The sequence below is a fragment of the Salmonella sp. SJTUF15570 genome, assembly GCF_043357055.1.
GTDB lineage: Bacteria > Pseudomonadota > Gammaproteobacteria > Enterobacterales > Enterobacteriaceae > Salmonella > Salmonella enterica.
In genome coordinates, this window is the sequence record NZ_JBEUKJ010000002.1 from 1 (window position 1) to 19,115 (window position 19,115).

Consider the following 19,115-nt stretch of genomic DNA (forward strand, 5'->3'; position numbering starts at 1 on the left):
GACGACGACGTTGATAGGCCGGGTGTGTAAGCGCAGCGATGCGTTGAGCTAACCGGTACTAATGAACCGTGAGGCTTAACCTTACAACGCCGAAGATGTTTTGGCGGATGAGAGACGATTTTCAGCAGTGATTCAGAGTTGAGTACGCAATAATTTGCGCAGCAGCAAGGCGGCAAGCGAAGGAAAGGAAGGAGCATACAGAAGTATGTGACTGACTTTACGAGCGCAGGCAACGCCGCTGATGCGATAAAGAATTGCGTACAGAGCACAAAAGAATTTGCCTGGCGGCCGTAGCGCGGTGGTCCCACCTGACCCCATGCCGAACTCAGAAGTGAAACGCCGTAGCGCCGATGGTAGTGTGGGGTCTCCCCATGCGAGAGTAGGGAACTGCCAGGCATCAAATAAAGCAAAAGGCTCAGTCGAAAGACTGGGCCTTTTGTTTTATCTGTAGTCTGTCGGTGAGCACTCGTTGCGCAGCAACGGCCCGTAGGGTGCCGGGCAGGACGCCCGCCATAAACTGCCAGGCATCAGACAAGTGAAGAAGCCCGTCCGTCTGGACGGGCTTCTTTGCGTGTGTGGTAACTGTAAAAATGTAGGCCTGATAAGCGCAGCGCCATCAGGCAACCGGCACCGCCGGATGGCAGTTTCGCCTTATCCGGCCTGCATGCACTTATCAGGCAGCACCGCTACTCACGGATAAATTAAATTCAACAATGGATACGGTTTCCCAAGATCGTCGACCTCCGAACGTCCTGTCACCTTAAATCCCATTTTCTTATAAAATCCAACAGCTTGTGTATTTTGCTCGTTAACATTGGTTGTCAACCCCGGCGCCAGTGTTAACGCATGTTCAACTAATCTCTTACCGATACCCTGACCACGCACGTCCGGATCGACAAACAGCGCATCCATATGTTCGCCGGTAAGCAGCATAAATCCTACCGGCTCATCCTGATCGGTCACGGCAACCCATAGTGGCGCTTCTGGCAGAAAATCGCTCACCAGCTCTTCCAGTTCGGCCCGATAAGCGTTTGACAGAAAATCGTGCGTGGCATCGACTGAGCGACGCCAGATCGCAATCAGTTTTTCCCCTTCCTCATGCCTTGAACGGCGAATGTTAATCATCATCTTCACTCCTTTTTTGCTTACTTCTATTCTAATGCAAATGCTGTCGTGAAACTTTCTCACCTTGAACTTGCAGACTCGACATTCGCCTGATTTCTGAGTATCTTCAGCTATCTGGATGTCTAAACGTTTAAACGTATGTCGTGAGGTTATCAGGTTATGCCGATTCGCGTGCTGGACGAGCTACCCGCCGTCAATTTTTTACGTGAGGAGAATGTCTTCGTCATGACGACTTCTCGCGCATCAGGTCAGGAAATTCGCCCGCTAAAGGTACTTATCCTTAACCTGATGCCGAAGAAGATTGAAACGGAAAATCAGTTTCTGCGTTTGCTATCGAACTCGCCATTGCAGGTCGATATTCAACTACTGCGGATAGATGCCCGCGAGTCGAGGAACACGCCAGCCGAGCATCTGAACAACTTTTACTGTAACTTCGACGATATCTGCGATCAGAACTTTGATGGGCTTATCGTGACCGGAGCGCCGCTGGGTCTGGTGGAATTTAATGACGTGGCTTACTGGCCGCAGATTAGGCAGGTGCTGGAATGGGCGAAAGATCACGTTACTTCGACGCTATTTGTCTGTTGGGCCGTTCAGGCCGCACTCAATATTCTGTATGGTATCCCTAAGCAGACCCGTGCAGATAAACTTTCCGGCGTCTATGAACATCACATCCTTCATCCACATGCTCTGTTAACGCGTGGTTTTGATGATTCGTTTCTTGCGCCACACTCACGCTATGCCGATTTCCCGGCGGCGCTGATACGGGATTATACGGATCTTGAAATTCTGGCCGAAACAGAAGAAGGGGATGCGTACCTGTTTGCCAGCAAAGATAAACGTATTGCGTTTGTCACCGGTCATCCTGAATATGACGCTCATACGTTAGCGGGTGAATATTTTCGTGACGTTGAGGCCGGGTTAAATCCGGAGGTTCCGTACAACTATTTCCCAAAAAACGATCCGCAAAACATACCGCGCGCAACCTGGCGCAGCCACGGTAATTTACTGTTTACTAACTGGCTCAACTATTATGTCTACCAGATTACGCCATATGATCTGCGTCACATGAATCCAACCCTGGATTAATCTTCTGCTTCTGACGATCCTAAAGCGTTTCAGCATGTTGAATCAGGCACCTTCGGGTGCCTTTTTTATTTCCGAAACGCACCTCATCATGTAATTAAATTTAATTTACATTGTTATCAATAGGTTAATGTATAATTAAATTAAAAATGGAAATTGTTTTTGATTTTGAAATTTAATTGAGTAGTCTTAGTTGTGTTGAACGAAAAGCGCACAGTGATCCTTCGTTCGCATTGGGGATGTATCTGGATCAACAACGAGGAGCTGCATGATGAATCCACAGGCAACCACAACTGATGAATTAACCTTTACCAGGCCGCAAGGCGAGCTGGAAAAGCAAGTCCTGACCGCTGAGGCAGTCGAGTTTTTGACGGAGTTAGTCACCCGTTTTACGCCAAAACGCAATAAACTCCTGGCTGCACGTATCCAGCAACAGCAGGATATTGATAACGGTAAGTTGCCTGATTTTATTTCGGAAACCACTTCCATTAGAGAAAGTAATTGGCAGATTCGTGGTATTCCGGCGGATTTACAGGATCGCCGAGTAGAAATTACCGGGCCGGTTGAACGTAAAATGGTGATTAATGCCCTGAACGCAAATGTGAAAGTGTTTATGGCGGATTTTGAAGACTCGCTGGCGCCGGACTGGAATAAAGTTATTGATGGTCAAATCAACCTGCGTGATGCGGTGAACGGCACCATTAGCTATACCAACGAAGCCGGAAAAATCTATCAGCTCAAGCCCGATCCGGCCGTATTGATTTGTCGTGTACGTGGTCTACATCTGCCAGAAAAACATGTTACCTGGCGGGGGGAAGCCATTCCCGGCAGCCTGTTTGATTTTGCTCTGTACTTTTTCCACAACTATAAAGCGCTGCTCGCTAAAGGTAGCGGCCCGTATTTTTACCTGCCGAAAACGCAAGCCTGGCAGGAGGCAGCCTGGTGGAGTGAAGTTTTCAGCTACGCCGAAGACCGCTTCAATCTGCCGCGCGGTACGATCAAAGCGACCCTGTTGATTGAAACGCTGCCTGCTGTTTTCCAGATGGATGAGATTCTTCATGCGCTGCGTGATCATATCGTCGGTCTCAACTGTGGTCGCTGGGATTATATTTTCAGCTATATCAAAACGTTGAAAAATCACCCGGATCGCGTCTTGCCGGACAGACAGGTGGTAACGATGGACAAACCGTTTCTGAGCGCCTACTCGCGCCTGCTGATCAAAACCTGTCACAAGCGCGGCGCGTTCGCGATGGGCGGTATGGCGGCGTTTATCCCGAGCAAAGACGTTGAACGCAACAATCAGGTCCTTGCCAAAGTGAAAGCGGATAAAGCGCTGGAAGCGAACAACGGCCACGACGGCACGTGGATTGCGCATCCCGGGTTGGCGGATACCGCAATGGCCGTCTTTAACGAGGTACTGGGCGAGCACAAAAATCAGCTGTTCATTACCCGTGATGAAGATGCGCCGATTACCGCTGAACAGTTACTGGAGCCATGTGAAGGCGAACGCACAGAAGCGGGAATGCGCGCCAATATTCGCGTGGCAGTGCAGTACATTGAAGCGTGGATCTCCGGCAATGGCTGTGTACCGATTTACGGTCTGATGGAGGATGCCGCGACGGCGGAAATCTCACGAACCTCTATCTGGCAGTGGATTTACCATGAGAAAACACTAAGCAATGGAAAACCCGTAACGAAAGCGCTTTTCCGCGAAATGTTGGCGGAAGAGATGCGGGTAATCCAGGACGAACTGGGCGAGCACCGCTACAGCAGCGGGCGCTTCGACGATGCCGCACGTCTGATGGAGCAAATCACCACCTCAGATGACTTAATCGACTTCCTCACCCTGCCGGGCTATCGCTTACTGGCTTAATTCACCACATAACAATATGGAGCATCTGCACATGAAAACCCGTACTCAACAAATCGAAGAATTACAGAAAGAGTGGACACAACCGCGCTGGGAAGGCATCACCCGCCCGTACAGCGCGGAGGAGGTGGTGAAATTACGCGGCTCGGTTAACCCGGAGTGCACGCTGGCGCAGCTCGGCGCCGCGAAAATGTGGCGGCTGTTGCACGGTGAAGCGAAAAAAGGCTATATCAACAGCCTTGGCGCGCTGACCGGCGGTCAGGCGTTGCAGCAGGCGAAAGCCGGTATTGAGGCGATTTATCTTTCAGGCTGGCAGGTGGCGGCAGATGCCAACCTGGCATCCAGCATGTATCCGGATCAATCGTTGTACCCGGCAAACTCTGTTCCGGCGGTAGTGGATCGGATCAACAACACTTTCCGTCGTGCAGATCAGATCCAGTGGGCATCCGGTATTGAACCCAACGATCCGCGCTATGTGGATTACTTCCTGCCGATCGTTGCTGATGCGGAAGCCGGTTTTGGCGGCGTTCTGAATGCCTTCGAACTGATGAAATCGATGATTGAAGCCGGTGCAGCGGCCGTTCACTTCGAAGATCAGCTGGCGTCGGTGAAGAAATGCGGCCATATGGGCGGCAAGGTGCTGGTCCCCACGCAGGAGGCGATTCAGAAACTGGTTGCTGCGCGTCTGGCCGCTGATGTGATGGGCGTCCCGACGCTGGTGATTGCGCGTACCGATGCGGATGCGGCAGATCTGATCACCTCCGACTGCGATCCCTATGACAGCGGTTTTATTACCGGCGAACGCACCAGCGAAGGTTTTTACCGCACCCATGCGGGCATTGAGCAGGCGATCAGCCGCGGTCTGGCGTATGCCCCGTATGCCGATCTGGTATGGTGCGAAACTTCTACGCCGGATCTCGAACTGGCGCGTCGTTTTGCCGATGCTATCCACGCGAAGTATCCGGGCAAACTGCTGGCCTATAACTGTTCACCATCCTTCAACTGGCAGAAGAATCTGGACGACAAGACCATTGCCAGCTTCCAGCAGCAGTTGTCGGACATGGGTTACAAATACCAGTTTATTACCCTGGCGGGCATCCACAGCATGTGGTTCAACATGTTCGACCTGGCGCATGCATACGCGCAGGGCGAGGGCATGAAGCACTATGTTGAGAAGGTTCAACAACCCGAGTTCGCTGCGGCGAAAGATGGCTACACCTTTGTTTCCCACCAGCAGGAAGTGGGTACTGGTTACTTCGACAAAGTCACCACCATTATTCAGGGCGGCGCGTCATCCGTTACCGCGTTAACGGGTTCCACCGAAGAATCGCAGTTTTGATTGATGCCCGGTGGCGCTGTGCTTACCGGGCCTACAGATAGCGTAGGCCGGATAAGCGAACGCGCCATCCGGCATGACGTGGTGCCGGATGAGGGAAAAAAATGCCGCGTGGCCTGGAATTACTGATTGCTCAAACCATCCTGCAAGGCTTTGACGCGCAGTATGGTCGATTTCTGGAAGTGACTTCCGGCGCGCAGCAGCGTTTTGAACAGGCCGACTGGCACGCCGTCCAACAGGCGATGAAAAGCCGTATCCACCTCTATGATCATCATGTGGGTCTGGTGGTGGAGCAATTGCGCTGTATTACCGATGGCAAAAGTACCGACGCGGATTTCCTTTTACGCGTTAAAGAGCATTACACCCGGCTGTTGCCGGATTACCCGCGCTTCGAGATTGCGGAGAGCTTTTTCAACTCCGTTTATTGCCGGTTATTTGACCACCGCTCGTTAACACCCGAGCGGTTGTTTATTTTCAGTTCGCAACCGGAGCGCCGCTTTCGTACTATCCCGCGCCCGCTGGCCAAAGACTTCTTTCCCGATCACGGCTGGGAGACGCTGTTGATGCGCATACTCAGTGACTTACCGCTGCGTCTGCCCTGGCAGAATAAAAGCCGGGATATCCGCTATATTATCGCGCACCTGACTGAAACACTGGGCGAGGACGCGCTACCTCGCTGCCATGTCCAGGTGGCGAATGAGTTGTTTTACCGTAATAAAGCGGCCTGGCTGGTAGGTAAATTAACCACACCTGACGGTACGCTGCCGTTTTTATTGCCGATACATCGTACTGATGAGGGGGAACTGTTTGTCGATACCTGCCTGACCACCACGGCAGAAGCGAGCATTGTGTTTGGTTTTGCCCGCTCTTATTTTATGGTGTATGCGCCGCTGCCTGCCGCGCTGGTTGAGTGGTTGCGTGAAATCCTGCCGGGTAAAACCACTGCCGAACTGTATATGGCGATTGGCTGCCAGAAACATGCGAAAACCGAAAGCTACCGCGAATATTTATGTTATCTGGCTGAAAGCGATGAGAAATTCATTGAGGCGCCTGGCATCCGCGGCATGGTGATGCTGGTGTTTACCCTGCCAGGTTTCGACCGGGTATTTAAAATCATTAAAGACAAATTCGCCCCGCAGAAAGAGATGTCTGCCGCCCATGTGCGTGCCTGTTATCAACTGGTAAAAGAGCATGATCGCGTCGGTCGTATGGCGGATACCCAGGAGTTTGAGAATTTCGTACTGGATAAACGGCAAATTGATCCGGCGCTGATGGCGCTGTTACGGCAAGAAGTGCCAGAGAAGATTACCGATCTTGGGGAACATATCGTCATTCGCCATCTCTATATTGAACGTCGCATGGTGCCGCTCAATATCTGGCTGGAACAGGTAGAAGGCCAGCAGTTGCGCGATGCGATAGAAGAATATGGTAATGCGATTCGCCAGCTTGCCGCCGCTAATATTTTCCCCGGCGATATGTTGTTTAAAAACTTTGGCGTTACCCGTCATGGCCGCGTGGTGTTCTACGACTACGATGAAATTTGCTACATGACGGAAGTGAATTTCCGCGATATTCCGCCAGCGCGTTATCCGGAAGACGAACTGGCCAGCGAACCCTGGTATAGCGTCTCGCCAGGTGATGTTTTCCCGGAGGAGTTTCGCCACTGGCTGTGTGCCGATCCGCGTATCGGACCATTGTTTGAAGAGATGCATGCCGACCTGTTTCGCGCCGATTACTGGCGCGCGCTACAGACGCGTATTAAAGAAGGGCATGTAGAAGATGTGTATGCCTATCGACGTCGCCAGCGCTTTAGCGTGCGTTACGGCGCGATCTCAAGTACGGCGAACTCTTCGTAAACCAGTTCCATCTCCGGCGACCAATTACCCTCGCGCTCAAAAAAGGCCCGGTGTGCCGCTTGCCAGTACGCCAGGCTAAGATCGCCTTCGCCTTCCAGTGCGGCGAGATTGGCGCTCATCTCGTTAAAACGGATCAGCCTGAGCGCCAGCGTGCGTATGACGCACACGGCGTCGCCTGTGCCGTTGAGCACAATGTGATATGACCCGGGCGTGACAGGGGGCTGCTCTTTCTGATAGCTAACCAGCGAGCTACAGGTGCCACGCTTTTTACCGGCGACCACTAGCGCCGCCAGCTCGTCGGCCAGCGCCGGCGAATCACCGAAAGACCAACAGAAGGCCTGTGGGTACTTCTCCTGCCAGTATAATTTCAGGCTGCTCATTTCAGCGAGTTCCACCATAGGCCAGCGTCACCTCTTTCGCCGCTTTAATCACCATGGCGCCAAGTTCGGTGACGCGATCGTCGGTAATGCGTGAGCAGGGGCCGGAAATAGAGAGGGCCGCAAACGGTTCGCGGTGTTCGTCATAAATACACGAGGCCACGCAGCGCAGACCGAGCGCATGTTCTTCGTCGTCAAAGGAATAGCCGCGCTTGCGTGTTTGGGCGAGGTCATCTTTCAGATGGATCGGCGACACCAGCGTCGCATGGGTATAAGCGTGCAACCCCTTGCGGTGCAGCAGACTGGTAACCTGTTCCTCACTGAGCTGTGATAAAAACGCCTTGCCCGCGCCAGAGGCGTGCATGGGCAGCTTGCCGCCAATAGGGGCGGACATGCGCATCAATTGTGTGCACTGCACCTGGTCGATAATAATAGCCTGATGGTCGCTCTGATCGAGTACGGCAAGGTTTACCGTTTCGCCGGAGTCCTCCATCAGCTTGCGCAAAATCGGATGGACAATCGCCAGCAGATTACGGCTCTGTAAGAAGCTGCTGCCGACGATAAACGCGTGTGCGCCTACGGCCCAGTGGCCCAGCTCACCAACCTGGCGGACAAAACCCTGTTGCTGCATGGTGGTGAGTAGACGGTGAGTCGTGGAATTAGGCAAACCCGCCTGTTGCGCCAGTTCGGTCAGCGCGACGCTGCCGTTGGACTCGGCAATCCACTCCAGTAGCTTCAGACCGCGAGTTAAAGACTGAACCTGCCCGGTTACGGGTGCAGTGGTAGCGGCAGGTTTTCTCCCGCGTTTCGCGGGAACAGGGGCAACCATGGCAGACTCCTTTTTCTGTATCGTGGAAATCATTTTCGTTTTATTCAATTATAATGCAAGAGTTCCTGAACTGATCGGATGAGTGACATCACAGGATGCCCGATGGCGCTTCGCTTATCAGGCCTACGCTTTGGGAGCTGCCAAAGTAATTTGTAGGCTGGATAAGGCGCTTGCGCCGCCATCCGGCAAAGCGACAGAAGTGGGTGGCAAGCTGAACATGTCTCATGTTGCCCGTTGTTCTCTTTTCCGCCAGCACGCTTTGTGCCAGTATGGCTCGTTACGTGGAGCGTTGTCGGGAGCGAGTGTGAGCAGCAAAGTTGAACAACTGCGTGCGCAGTTAAATGAACGTATTCTGGTGCTGGACGGCGGTATGGGCACCATGATCCAGAGCTATCGTCTACATGAAGAAGATTTCCGCGGGGAGCGCTTTGCCGACTGGCCCTGCGACCTGAAAGGCAACAATGACCTGCTGGTACTCAGCAAGCCGGAGGTGATCGCCGCTATCCACAACGCCTACTTTGAGGCTGGCGCGGATATCATCGAAACCAACACCTTTAACTCGACAACCATTGCGATGGCGGATTACCGGATGGAATCCCTGTCGGCGGAAATTAACTATGCGGCGGCCAAACTGGCGCGCGCCTGCGCCGATGAATGGACGGCGCGAACACCAGAAAAACCACGCTTTGTTGCGGGCGTGCTTGGTCCAACTAACCGCACGGCCTCCATTTCGCCGGACGTCAACGACCCGGCGTTTCGTAATATCACCTTCGATCAGCTGGTGGCGGCCTACCGTGAATCCACCAAAGCGCTGGTGGAAGGTGGCGTAGATCTGATCCTGATTGAAACCGTCTTCGACACCCTCAACGCCAAAGCGGCGGTGTTTGCGGTGAAAGAAGAGTTTGAAGCGCTGGGCGTTGATCTGCCGATCATGATTTCCGGCACCATCACCGACGCCTCTGGTCGTACCCTCTCCGGCCAGACGACCGAAGCCTTTTATAACTCGCTGCGCCACGCCGAGGCGCTCACTTTTGGCCTTAACTGCGCGCTGGGGCCAGATGAACTGCGCCAGTACGTCCAGGAACTGTCGCGGATTGCCGAATGCTACGTCACCGCGCACCCGAACGCCGGCCTGCCGAACGCTTTCGGCGAGTACGACCTCGACGCCGACACCATGGCGAAACAGATTCGCGAATGGGCGGAAGCGGGCTTCCTGAATATCGTTGGCGGCTGCTGTGGCACTACGCCGGAGCATATCGCCGCCATGAGCCGCGCCGTTGCCGGTTTGCCGCCGCGCCAGCTGCCGGATATCCCGGTCGCCTGCCGCCTTTCCGGCCTGGAGCCGCTGAACATTGGCGACGATAGCCTGTTTGTCAACGTCGGCGAGCGTACTAACGTCACCGGCTCGGCCAAATTTAAACGGCTGATCAAAGAAGAGAAATACAGCGAAGCGCTGGACGTCGCCCGTCAGCAGGTAGAAAGCGGCGCGCAGATTATTGATATCAATATGGATGAGGGGATGCTCGACGCCGAAGCGGCGATGGTGCGTTTCCTCAGCCTGATTGCCGGTGAGCCGGACATTGCCCGTGTACCAATCATGATCGACTCCTCCAAATGGGAGGTTATCGAAAAAGGGCTGAAGTGCATTCAGGGTAAAGGCATCGTCAACTCTATTTCGATGAAAGAGGGCGTGGAAGCCTTTATTCATCATGCGAAGTTGCTACGTCGCTACGGCGCGGCAGTGGTGGTGATGGCCTTTGATGAGCAGGGCCAGGCCGACACCCGCGAGCGTAAAATCGAAATTTGCCGCCGAGCCTACAAAATTCTCACCGAAGAGGTGGGTTTCCCGCCGGAAGACATCATCTTCGACCCGAATATCTTCGCCGTGGCGACCGGTATTGAAGAGCACAACAACTACGCGCAGGACTTTATCGGCGCTTGTGAAGACATCAAACGCGAGCTGCCGCACGCGCTGATCTCCGGCGGCGTGTCTAACGTGTCCTTCTCGTTCCGCGGCAACGACCCGGTACGTGAGGCTATCCACGCGGTATTCCTCTACTACGCCATCCGCAACGGCATGGACATGGGTATCGTCAACGCCGGACAGCTGGCGATTTATGACGACCTGCCTGCCGAACTGCGCGATGCGGTTGAAGATGTCATTCTTAACCGTCGCGATGACGGCACTGAGCGTTTGCTGGATTTGGCGGAGAAATACCGCGGCAGCAAAACCGACGAAGCTGCCAACGCCCAGCAGGCGGAATGGCGTAGCTGGGACGTGAAAAAGCGTCTCGAATACTCGCTGGTGAAAGGCATTACCGAATTTATCGAACAGGATACCGAAGAAGCCCGCCAGCAGGCCTCCCGTCCGATTGAGGTGATTGAAGGGCCGTTGATGGACGGCATGAACGTGGTCGGCGACCTGTTCGGCGAAGGGAAAATGTTCCTGCCGCAGGTGGTGAAATCCGCCCGCGTGATGAAACAAGCGGTGGCCTACCTGGAGCCGTTTATTGAAGCCAGCAAAGAAAAAGGCTCCAGCAACGGCAAGATGGTGATTGCCACCGTGAAGGGCGATGTGCACGACATTGGCAAGAACATTGTTGGCGTGGTGCTGCAATGCAACAACTACGAAATCGTCGATCTTGGCGTGATGGTGCCAGCGGAGAAAATCCTCAGAACGGCGCGTGAAGTGAATGCCGATCTGATCGGTCTTTCCGGGCTGATTACCCCGTCGCTGGACGAAATGGTCAACGTGGCGAAAGAGATGGAGCGTCAGGGCTTTACTATCCCGCTACTGATCGGCGGCGCAACCACTTCGAAAGCGCATACGGCGGTGAAAATCGAGCAGAACTACAGCGGTCCGACGGTCTACGTGCAGAATGCTTCGCGTACCGTGGGCGTGGTGGCGGCGCTACTCTCCGACAACCAGCGCGATGACTTTGTCGCCCGTACCCGCAAAGAGTACGAAACCGTGCGTATTCAGCACGCCCGCAAAAAACCGCGCACGCCGCCGGTCACGCTGGAAGCGGCGCGCGATAATGATCTGGCATTCGATTGGGAACGCTACACCCCGCCGGTAGCCCACCGTCTGGGCGTGCAGGAGGTGGAAGCCAGCATCGAAACTCTGCGCAACTACATCGACTGGACGCCGTTCTTTATGACCTGGTCGCTGGCCGGCAAATACCCGCGCATTCTGGAAGATGAGGTGGTGGGCGTTGAGGCGCAGCGTCTGTTTAAAGACGCCAATGATATGCTGGATAAACTGAGCGCCGAGAAACTGTTGAATCCGCGTGGCGTGGTGGGCCTGTTCCCGGCGAACCGCATTGGCGATGACATCGAAATTTATCGCGACGAAACCCGTACTCATGTTCTGACGGTCAGCCACCACCTGCGCCAGCAGACCGAGAAAGTCGGTTTTGCCAACTACTGTCTGGCGGATTTTGTCGCGCCGAAACTGAGCGGCAAAGCGGATTACATCGGTGCTTTCGCGGTGACCGGCGGTCTGGAGGAGGATGCGCTGGCGGACGCCTTCGAAGCGCAACACGACGACTATAACAAGATCATGGTGAAAGCGATTGCCGACCGTCTGGCGGAAGCGTTTGCCGAGTATCTGCATGAGCGTGTACGTAAGGTTTACTGGGGATATGCGCCGAACGAGAGCCTGAGTAACGACGAATTAATCCGCGAAAACTACCAGGGGATTCGCCCGGCGCCGGGTTATCCTGCCTGCCCGGAACATACCGAAAAAGGCACTATCTGGCAGCTACTGGATGTCGAAAAACACACCGGGATGAAGCTCACCGAATCTTTCGCCATGTGGCCTGGCGCGTCGGTCTCCGGCTGGTACTTCAGCCATCCTGAGAGCAAATACTTCGCGGTAGCGCAGATCCAGCGCGATCAGGTGACAGATTATGCTTTCCGTAAAGGAATGAGCGTTGAGGACGTTGAGCGGTGGCTGGCGCCGAACCTGGGTTACGATGCGGACTGATTCATAAAATCGTCACTTTTCCTTACAACATACAAGGCACTCATTGGGTGCCTTGTCTCTTTCTTACAATTAAACCCTTATACTGAAGGAAGGCTCTACGCTGAATTTGCCGGATGGCGGCGTAAACGCCTTATCCAGCATACCGTATTACGTATGGTAAGCCCGGTGGCGTGCAACGCCAGCAGGCCTTAACGCTGTGCGCCATCAGGCAATTTATCGCAAGTGAGCTTCAGGAAAACGTATAACGATAAGGAGAACCTGACGCCGTGTTAACTTTGCTCCATCTACTTTCTGCCGTTGCGCTGTTGGTATGGGGAACACATATCGTTCGTACTGGCGTAATGCGCGTGTTTGGCGCGCGTCTACGTACTGTCCTCAGCCGCAGCGTGGAAAAGAAACCACTCGCCTTTTGTGCGGGTATCGGTGTTACCGCGCTGGTACAAAGCAGTAACGCCACCACTTTATTGGTAACGTCGTTTGTCGCCCAGGATCTTGTCGCCCTGACGCCCGCGCTGGTGATCGTGCTGGGCGCCGATGTGGGTACTGCGCTAATGGCGCGTATTCTCACCTTTGACTTGTCGTGGCTATCGCCGCTGCTGATTTTTATCGGCGTGATTTTCTTTTTGGGACGTAAGCAGTCCCGCGCCGGGCAGCTGGGTCGCGTCGGTATCGGGCTTGGCCTGATTCTACTGGCGCTGGAGCTGATTGTGCAGGCAGTGACGCCGATCACTCAGGCTAATGGCGTGCAGGTCATTTTCGCGTCGCTGACGGGCGACATTATGCTGGATGCGCTGATTGGCGCGATGTTCGCTATCATCAGTTATTCCAGCCTGGCGGCGGTGTTGCTGACGGCGACCCTGACGGCGGCGGGGATTATATCGTTCCCGGTGGCGTTGTGCCTGGTCATCGGCGCCAATCTGGGATCGGGGCTGCTGGCGATGCTCAATAACAGCGCCGCCAATGCTGCCGCGCGTCGCGTAGCGCTCGGCAGCCTATTGTTCAAATTGATCGGCAGCCTGGTCATCCTGCCGTTTGTCCATCCGCTGGCGAATCTGATGGATGAGCTATCGCTACCGAAATCAGAGCTGGTGATCTATTTCCACGTTTTCTATAACCTGGTGCGCTGCCTGGCGATGGTGCCATTTGCCGAGCTGATGGCGCGTTTTTGTAAACGAATTATTCGTGATGAGCCTGAACTGGATACCCATCTGAAGCCGAAACATCTGGATGTCAGCGCGCTGGATACGCCAACGCTGGCGCTGGCTAATGCTGCCCGCGAGGTGTTGCGCATTGGCGATGCGATGGAACAGATGATGGAAGGACTAAAAAAGGTCATGCACGGCGAGCCGCGTGAAGAGAAAGCGCTGCGCAAGCTGGCGGATGACGTTAACGTGCTCTACACCGCGATTAAGCTTTATCTGGCGCGAATGCCAAAAGACGAGCTGGCGGCGGAGGAGTCCCGCCGGTGGGCGGAGATTATTGAGATGGCCCTGAACCTCGAACAGGCGTCGGATATTATCGAGCGAATGGGCAGTGAGATTGCCGACAAGTCGCTGGCGGCGCGTCGGGCATTTTCAGAAGAAGGATTGAAAGAGCTGGATGCGCTTTACGATCAACTGCTCAGTAATCTGCAACTGGCGATGTCGGTCTTTTTCTCCGGCGATGTCACCAGCGCCCGTCGGTTGCGCCGCAGTAAACATCGCTTCCGTATACTTAATCGCCGATACTCACATGCGCATGTCGACCGCCTGCACCAGCAGAACGTGCAAAGCATTGAAACCAGCTCGCTCCATTTAGGGCTGCTGGGCGATATGAAGCGTCTTAACTCACTGTTCTGTTCGGTCGCCTATAGCGTACTGGAACAGCCGGATCAGGACGAGGAACGGGGCGAGTATTAAGTGAAATGCCGGATGGCGGGGCCTACGGAGAACATGCGCGTAGGCCCGCCATTCGGCATTCAATGTTCCAGGGATTAAAAGCGATGACCCGCTTCCAGCGCCACGGCCTCTTCGCCTGCTTTAAACACCCAGGTGGTATTCGGGCCGCCGAGAACCGCCTGGCCGTTGCTCACCTGAATCCAGTTACCTTCCGGCAAACCAATCACTGTCAGTTCCGGCGCGACCACCAGCAGTTCGCGAATACGCTGCTCGCGGGTCTCGCCCTTATGACCTTCCGGCAAGGCGTTAGTGAAGTGAGGATTAATTTGCAGCGGGAACAGATCCAGCGCGTCGAAACCGTTTGGATCGACGATCGGCATATCGTTGGTCGTGCGGATAGTCGGGCAGGCAAGGTTGGCGCCTGCGCTCCAGCCGATATACAGCGCGCCGCGTTTTACCCTGTCCGCCATCGGCGCCAGCAGCCCGCGTTCACGCGATTCTTTCAGTAGCTGGAAGGTATTTCCGCCACCGACAATAATGATTTCCGCTTTCTCAATCGCCGCAAGCGGATCGGCGACACGATGAATCCCTGTGACGTTTATCCCTAATGGCGCAAGTACCTCTGCGGTTTTATCCGTGTACTCGTCCCATGTTTGCGTGACGCCGGCAAACGGAATAAACACGGCTGAGCGTCGACCGTTCAACTGATTCGCTATCAGCGGCAGAGCGTGTTCCAGCCAGGCTTTACCCGGCAGCGTCGAGTTACTTAATAAAAGCAGTTCCATTACTTCTCCACCTCATCAGGAAATGTCAAAACGTAATAATGCTACCATTATCCATTTAATGTCTTACTGATATGGCTCATGATGTTACGCGTGTCACAGGCAAAGCGCGGTCGCTAAAAGTGACGACAGGCCAGATCTGCCATCTGGTGTCGCCTGAAAAATTACAGGTATAATCCGCAAAATTATTTAACACGTTTAGAGACGAAAATGGCAAAACTGACCTTACAAGAGCAACTGCTACAAGCGGGATTAGTGACCAGCAAAAAAATGGCCAAAGTCCAGCGCACGGCTAAAAAATCACGCGTTCAGGCTCGTGAGGCCAGAGAGGCGGTGGAAGAAAATAAAAAGGCGCAACTTGAGCGTGATAAACAACTCAGTGAACAGCAAAAACAAGCGGTTTTAGCGAAAGAGTTTAAAGCTCAGGTTAAGCAACTTATTGAAATGAATAGAATCAATGTATCTAAAGGCGATATTGGTTTTAACTTCACCGATAATAACGTCATCAAAAAAATAGACGTGGATAAGCTCACTCAGACGCAACTGATTAATGGGCGTCTCGCGATTGCGCGTCTGGTTATCAATAACAGCGGTGAATGTGAATATGCGATTATTCCCGCGAGCGTCGCCGATAAAATCGCACAACGAGATGCGGACAGTATTATCGTAAACAGTGCGCTGAGTCAGGAAGAGCAGGACGAAGATGATCCGTATGCCGATTTTAAAGTTCCCGACGATTTGATGTGGTAAGTCACATTCCCGACGTTTATGTAGAAAAATTTCTCAGAGAGTAAATATGCTGACCGACACATCTACCCGGCTTAATAAATATATCAGTGAAAGCGGCATCTGTTCGCGTCGCGAGGCGGACCGTTTTATCGAACAGGGCAATGTCTTTATCAACGGCAAACGCGCCGCCATTGGCGATCAGGTAGTCGCAGGGGATATTGTTAAAGTAAATGGTCGGTTGATTGAGCCGCGAGAAGCGGATGATTTAGTGCTGATTGCGCTGAATAAACCGGTTGGCATTGTCAGTACCACTGAAGACGGCGAACGCGACAATATTGTCGATTTTGTGAACCACAGCAAACGTATCTTCCCGATTGGTCGTCTGGATAAAGACTCGCAGGGGCTGATATTTCTGACTAACCACGGCGATCTGGTCAATAAGATTCTGCGTGCCGGTAACGATCACGAAAAAGAGTATCTGGTGACGGTGGATAAACCGATTACCGACGAGTTTATACGCGGTATGGGCGCTGGCGTGCCGATTCTGGGTACCGTCACCAAAAAATGTAAGGTGAAAAAAGAGGCGCCGTTTGTCTTTCGCATTACCCTGGTGCAGGGATTAAACCGTCAGATCCGTCGTATGTGTGAATACTTTGGTTATGAAGTGACGAAACTGGAGCGTACGCGCATTATGAACGTCAGCCTGAGCGGGATTCCGCTGGGCGAGTGGCGCGATCTGACGGACGATGAGCTGATCGATCTGTTTAAGTTGATTGAGCGTTCCTCTTCCGAAGCCAAACCAAAGGCCAAAGCGAAGCCGAAGACCACGGGTATTAAGCGACCGGTCGTTGCGATCGAAAAAAGCAATGAGAAAGCGCGCCCGGCATCAAGCGGTAAGCGCTTTACCTCGCCGGGACGAAAGAAGAAAGGACGTTAACGTCTGCCGCGCGTCGGCGTATTCGCCGACCAGGAGAATGACGCTTCCGTATCGGGTTTATACGCCTGCTTTTTCTTCAACTGGCGGGCTTTTTTCGCTTCAGCCTCACGCAGCGCCATCAGCTTATCGATGTACTCCTTTTTTACGCTGTTGGTCTCAGAATTGGTCAGCGGACGACCGTGCGCAATACGGGCGCGGTCCAGCAACGTTTTCAGTTCGCGCTGTTCGCGCTCGGTCATCTCTTTTTGAGTAATGCGGGGGAGTGCCATACGGGTGCCCTCAGTTAGCCGATGCATTTAGTCTACGGCAATACGCAACGGGCGGATAGCGTGTAAGCCGGGTAAGCTTGCGCCACCCGGCAATATTTTAATTTACCTTTGCCGTTTCGCCCGATTTTTCAACAATCGATTTCCCGGACCAGTAACCAGCCAGTAGTGACCCTGAAAGGTTGTGCCACACTGAGAACAGCGCGCCAGGCAGCGCTGCGAGCGGGCCAAAGTAGATTTTACCCAATGCAGCAGCAAGACCAGAGTTCTGCATCCCGACTTCGATCGCCAGCGTTCGACAGGTTGACTCATCAAAACCGAACAGACGCCCACCCCAGTAGCCGCCAAGCAGGCCAAGGGTGTTATGCAGGATCACCGCGATGATCACCATAAAGCCGACGGAGGCGATATGTGAAGCTGAACCCGCGACCACCGCGCTGATGATTGCCAAAATGCACACCATCGAGAATGCTGGCAGATAAGGTTTTACCACTTTCACTACGCGCGGAAACAGATGGTGAATCACCAGCCCCAGCGTGATTGGAATGACCACAATCTGTAGAATGCTCAGCAGCATACCCATCACGTCGACTTGAATATGGGCATCGACGTACAGGCGCGTGAGTAGTGGTGTGGCGACCACGCCGACCAGCGTGGAGACCGATGAAATGGTGACTGAGAGCGCGACGTCTCCCTTCGCCAGATAGATCATTACGTTAGAGGCGGTGCCGCTGGCTACGCTGCCGACCAGTACCATCCCGGCGGACAGATCTGGCGGCATCTTAAACAGCAACGCCAGCAGCCATGCCGCGAGCGGCATTACCAGATAGTGCAGGAATATCCCTGCGGCGACAGGGGCTGGTCGGGAGAGCACGCGTTTAAAGTCGTCAACGTTAAGATGGACCCCCATACCGAACATAATCAACATCAGTAGTGTCGCGACCCACGGCCCAACAGGAGTAAAGGTGGATGGTGTGTAATACGCAATGAGAGAGAGCAGCAGCGCCCATAACGGGAACAGCCGGGTAATGACGGCGAGCATGTTGTTTTCCTTGCAAGTATGTTGTGTTTGTTATCAACGGGTCAGGATCTAGCCAGACCATAGTTATTGTTTATCGCGTGAAGGAAGATTATTCAAACAAATTACGCTCATGATCCAGTGTGGGCACGTGGCAGGCCGGATGACGCGCCTGCGTCGCCATCCGGCAACGCATCGCCCGATGGCGCTTACGCTACCGTATTAGAAATATATAGAGGTTCTGGTGGCGTAAAGAAAAGCGCCGGCATTGAAGAGAAGGAAGCTTTAACGCAGTGATAACTTATATTGTTTCACTTTGCTTTGGATTGTGTTTTTTAAACTAAAGTAAGGCACCCAAGGCAATGCTGTGTTCCAGGGGCGAGGGGAACCATGAAAACAGACTATGCTTGCTCCGTCAGGTAATTTTCCATTACCTGTCCCATCGTATAGTTCAGGGTTAAAACCAATCATTTTTGGTGTTGCTATATTAGCTTTGTAACTAATAATTCTTCCGGGTAAGATGTTTTGCCATCTTTCAGCATCTTGACATATTCTGCCGATAAATCCTTGATCGCCATGATAGGGCGGGGTTCTTATGGCATTGATTTCCTTTTCAGGATTTTTCATAAATTCATCCCACACATTTTTTTTTGCGGGTGCAGGAATAAACATAATACCTGTTGCTGGCGCAACTGAAGCACCATGCTGAGAAAAGTCATTAAGTAATGTTATTTTTTTCATGGTTGTCAGAGGAGTAATATCTCCCACAATAACGCTATCTATATCAATATAGAGAATATCCTCATTACCAAGAACAGGATGCAGTGGATTGAAAAGTTCTAGTTTTGCCCACCATCCTGGCCAATCATACAAAAGAGGCGCCGTATTTACTCCTTTTATCTTTAGCGCATCTGTTAAACAAACAGAATCATAACCTTTGAGCTGCTTATGTAACCATTGAGCATGTTTTGTGGTGAAGTCTTTGCTTTGTCTGAGCACAGAAACAATAATCATTATATTCCCCTGTGAATATTAGGTG

General features: G+C 53.1%; 16 protein-coding genes and 2 rRNA genes. 11 read left to right on the forward strand and 7 right to left on the reverse strand.

Annotation, left to right across the window (positions count from 1 at the left end; genetic code table 11):
* Nucleotides 1-83 (forward strand): 23S ribosomal RNA (locus ABVN44_RS03460); the annotation flags it as partial.
* 197 nt (nucleotides 84-280) lie between these two features.
* Nucleotides 281-396: ribosomal RNA gene (rrf, locus tag ABVN44_RS03465) — 5S ribosomal RNA — on the forward strand.
* Between the two features lie 294 nt (nucleotides 397-690).
* Here the strand turns inward: rrf and ABVN44_RS03470 are convergent.
* The gene (locus ABVN44_RS03470) at nucleotides 691-1,128 is read right to left on the reverse strand and encodes an acetyltransferase (RefSeq protein ID WP_000973248.1); all 438 of its coding nucleotides are present in this window, start codon (nucleotides 1,126-1,128) and stop codon (nucleotides 691-693) included.
* Between the two features lie 156 nt (nucleotides 1,129-1,284).
* Here ABVN44_RS03470 and metA point away from each other — a divergent pair, with 156 nt between their 5' ends.
* The 4 genes from metA to aceK all read left to right on the forward strand — a co-directional run bounded on the left by metA (nucleotide 1,285) and on the right by aceK (nucleotide 7,273).
* Nucleotides 1,285-2,214, forward strand: a complete 930-nt coding sequence (metA, locus tag ABVN44_RS03475) for a homoserine O-succinyltransferase (protein WP_023232405.1) — start codon at nucleotides 1,285-1,287, stop codon at nucleotides 2,212-2,214.
* A gap of 268 nt (nucleotides 2,215-2,482) precedes the next feature.
* A complete protein-coding gene (gene aceB, locus ABVN44_RS03480) occupies nucleotides 2,483-4,084 on the forward strand; it encodes a malate synthase A (RefSeq protein ID WP_129339505.1) in 1,602 nt (533 codons plus the stop codon).
* A gap of 31 nt (nucleotides 4,085-4,115) precedes the next feature.
* A complete protein-coding gene (gene aceA / locus ABVN44_RS03485; protein WP_000857882.1) occupies nucleotides 4,116-5,420 on the forward strand; it encodes an isocitrate lyase in 1,305 nt (434 codons plus the stop codon).
* A 101-nt stretch (nucleotides 5,421-5,521) separates the two neighbouring features.
* Entirely contained in the window at nucleotides 5,522-7,273 is a 1,752-nt protein-coding gene (gene aceK / locus ABVN44_RS03490) for a bifunctional isocitrate dehydrogenase kinase/phosphatase (protein WP_001137277.1), read from the forward strand.
* Here the strand turns inward: aceK and ABVN44_RS03495 are convergent.
* Nucleotides 7,237-7,644 (reverse strand): ASCH domain-containing protein, encoded by a 408-nt coding sequence (locus ABVN44_RS03495; RefSeq protein ID WP_077248407.1) that lies wholly within the window; start codon nucleotides 7,642-7,644, stop codon nucleotides 7,237-7,239. The genes aceK and ABVN44_RS03495 overlap by 37 nt on opposite strands.
* A gap of 10 nt (nucleotides 7,645-7,654) precedes the next feature.
* Nucleotides 7,655-8,479, reverse strand: coding sequence for a glyoxylate bypass operon transcriptional repressor IclR (iclR, locus tag ABVN44_RS03500; protein WP_000226430.1), 825 nt, complete (start codon nucleotides 8,477-8,479; stop codon nucleotides 7,655-7,657).
* Between the two features lie 304 nt (nucleotides 8,480-8,783).
* Between iclR and metH the strand changes: the two genes are divergently transcribed.
* Both metH and ABVN44_RS03510 read left to right on the forward strand, forming a co-directional pair.
* Complete coding sequence (gene metH, locus ABVN44_RS03505; RefSeq protein WP_023232406.1) at nucleotides 8,784-12,467, forward strand: methionine synthase; 3,684 nt, start codon at nucleotides 8,784-8,786, stop codon at nucleotides 12,465-12,467.
* Nucleotides 12,468-12,733: 266 nt separating this feature from the next.
* The gene (locus ABVN44_RS03510; RefSeq protein WP_000956811.1) at nucleotides 12,734-14,365 is read left to right on the forward strand and encodes a Na/Pi cotransporter family protein; all 1,632 of its coding nucleotides are present in this window, start codon (nucleotides 12,734-12,736) and stop codon (nucleotides 14,363-14,365) included.
* Nucleotides 14,366-14,439: 74 nt separating this feature from the next.
* Here the strand turns inward: ABVN44_RS03510 and pepE are convergent, their stop codons facing one another.
* Complete coding sequence (pepE, locus tag ABVN44_RS03515) at nucleotides 14,440-15,129, reverse strand: dipeptidase PepE (protein ID WP_000421776.1); 690 nt, start codon at nucleotides 15,127-15,129, stop codon at nucleotides 14,440-14,442.
* Between the two features lie 71 nt (nucleotides 15,130-15,200).
* On the opposite strand from pepE, the gene ABVN44_RS03520 reads away from it, so the two are divergent.
* Genes ABVN44_RS03520 through rluF form a run of 3 tightly spaced genes read left to right on the forward strand, consistent with a single transcriptional unit; the run spans nucleotide 15,201 to nucleotide 16,792 of the window.
* Entirely contained in the window at nucleotides 15,201-15,302 is a 102-nt protein-coding gene (locus ABVN44_RS03520) for a hypothetical protein (RefSeq protein WP_001541281.1), read from the forward strand.
* Nucleotides 15,303-15,336: 34 nt separating this feature from the next.
* A complete protein-coding gene (locus ABVN44_RS03525; RefSeq protein ID WP_023138099.1) occupies nucleotides 15,337-15,876 on the forward strand; it encodes a DUF2058 domain-containing protein in 540 nt (179 codons plus the stop codon).
* A 46-nt stretch (nucleotides 15,877-15,922) separates the two neighbouring features.
* Nucleotides 15,923-16,792 (forward strand): 23S rRNA pseudouridine(2604) synthase RluF, encoded by an 870-nt coding sequence (rluF, locus tag ABVN44_RS03530; protein ID WP_000954610.1) that lies wholly within the window; start codon nucleotides 15,923-15,925, stop codon nucleotides 16,790-16,792.
* Here rluF and ABVN44_RS03535 read toward each other — a convergent pair.
* From ABVN44_RS03535 to ABVN44_RS03545, 3 genes are all read right to left on the reverse strand, one after another.
* The gene (locus ABVN44_RS03535; RefSeq protein ID WP_001207628.1) at nucleotides 16,789-17,061 is read right to left on the reverse strand and encodes a DUF3811 domain-containing protein; all 273 of its coding nucleotides are present in this window, start codon (nucleotides 17,059-17,061) and stop codon (nucleotides 16,789-16,791) included. The genes rluF and ABVN44_RS03535 overlap by 4 nt on opposite strands.
* Before the next feature lie 97 nt (nucleotides 17,062-17,158).
* On the reverse strand, nucleotides 17,159-18,100 hold the full coding sequence (gene panS / locus ABVN44_RS03540) for a ketopantoate/pantoate/pantothenate transporter PanS (protein WP_023232407.1): 942 nt from the start codon (nucleotides 18,098-18,100) through the stop codon (nucleotides 17,159-17,161).
* Between the two features lie 261 nt (nucleotides 18,101-18,361).
* Nucleotides 18,362-19,090: a hypothetical protein gene (locus ABVN44_RS03545; protein WP_000587738.1), complete on the reverse strand. Its 729-nt coding sequence runs from the start codon at nucleotides 19,088-19,090 to the stop codon at nucleotides 18,362-18,364.
* Nucleotides 19,091-19,115: the final 25 nt, after the last annotated feature.

What these genes read in the sequence shown, in the direction of transcription:
- ABVN44_RS03470 (WP_000973248.1), bottom strand. Translation starts at nt 1,128, where the DNA reads ATGATGATTAACATTCGCCGTTCAAGGCATGAGGAAGGGGAAAAACTG.
- metA (WP_023232405.1), top strand. Translation starts at nt 1,285, where the DNA reads ATGCCGATTCGCGTGCTGGACGAGCTACCCGCCGTCAATTTTTTACGT.
- aceB (WP_129339505.1), top strand. Translation starts at nt 2,483, where the DNA reads ATGAATCCACAGGCAACCACAACTGATGAATTAACCTTTACCAGGCCG.
- aceA (WP_000857882.1), top strand. Translation starts at nt 4,116, where the DNA reads ATGAAAACCCGTACTCAACAAATCGAAGAATTACAGAAAGAGTGGACA.
- aceK (WP_001137277.1), top strand. Translation starts at nt 5,522, where the DNA reads ATGCCGCGTGGCCTGGAATTACTGATTGCTCAAACCATCCTGCAAGGC.
- iclR (WP_000226430.1), bottom strand. Translation starts at nt 8,479, where the DNA reads ATGGTTGCCCCTGTTCCCGCGAAACGCGGGAGAAAACCTGCCGCTACC.
- pepE (WP_000421776.1), bottom strand. Translation starts at nt 15,129, where the DNA reads ATGGAACTGCTTTTATTAAGTAACTCGACGCTGCCGGGTAAAGCCTGG.
- ABVN44_RS03520 (WP_001541281.1), top strand. Translation starts at nt 15,201, where the DNA reads ATGGCTCATGATGTTACGCGTGTCACAGGCAAAGCGCGGTCGCTAAAA.
- ABVN44_RS03525 (WP_023138099.1), top strand. Translation starts at nt 15,337, where the DNA reads ATGGCAAAACTGACCTTACAAGAGCAACTGCTACAAGCGGGATTAGTG.
- rluF (WP_000954610.1), top strand. Translation starts at nt 15,923, where the DNA reads ATGCTGACCGACACATCTACCCGGCTTAATAAATATATCAGTGAAAGC.
- ABVN44_RS03535 (WP_001207628.1), bottom strand. Translation starts at nt 17,061, where the DNA reads ATGGCACTCCCCCGCATTACTCAAAAAGAGATGACCGAGCGCGAACAG.
- panS (WP_023232407.1), bottom strand. Translation starts at nt 18,100, where the DNA reads ATGCTCGCCGTCATTACCCGGCTGTTCCCGTTATGGGCGCTGCTGCTC.
- ABVN44_RS03545 (WP_000587738.1), bottom strand. Translation starts at nt 19,090, where the DNA reads ATGATTATTGTTTCTGTGCTCAGACAAAGCAAAGACTTCACCACAAAA.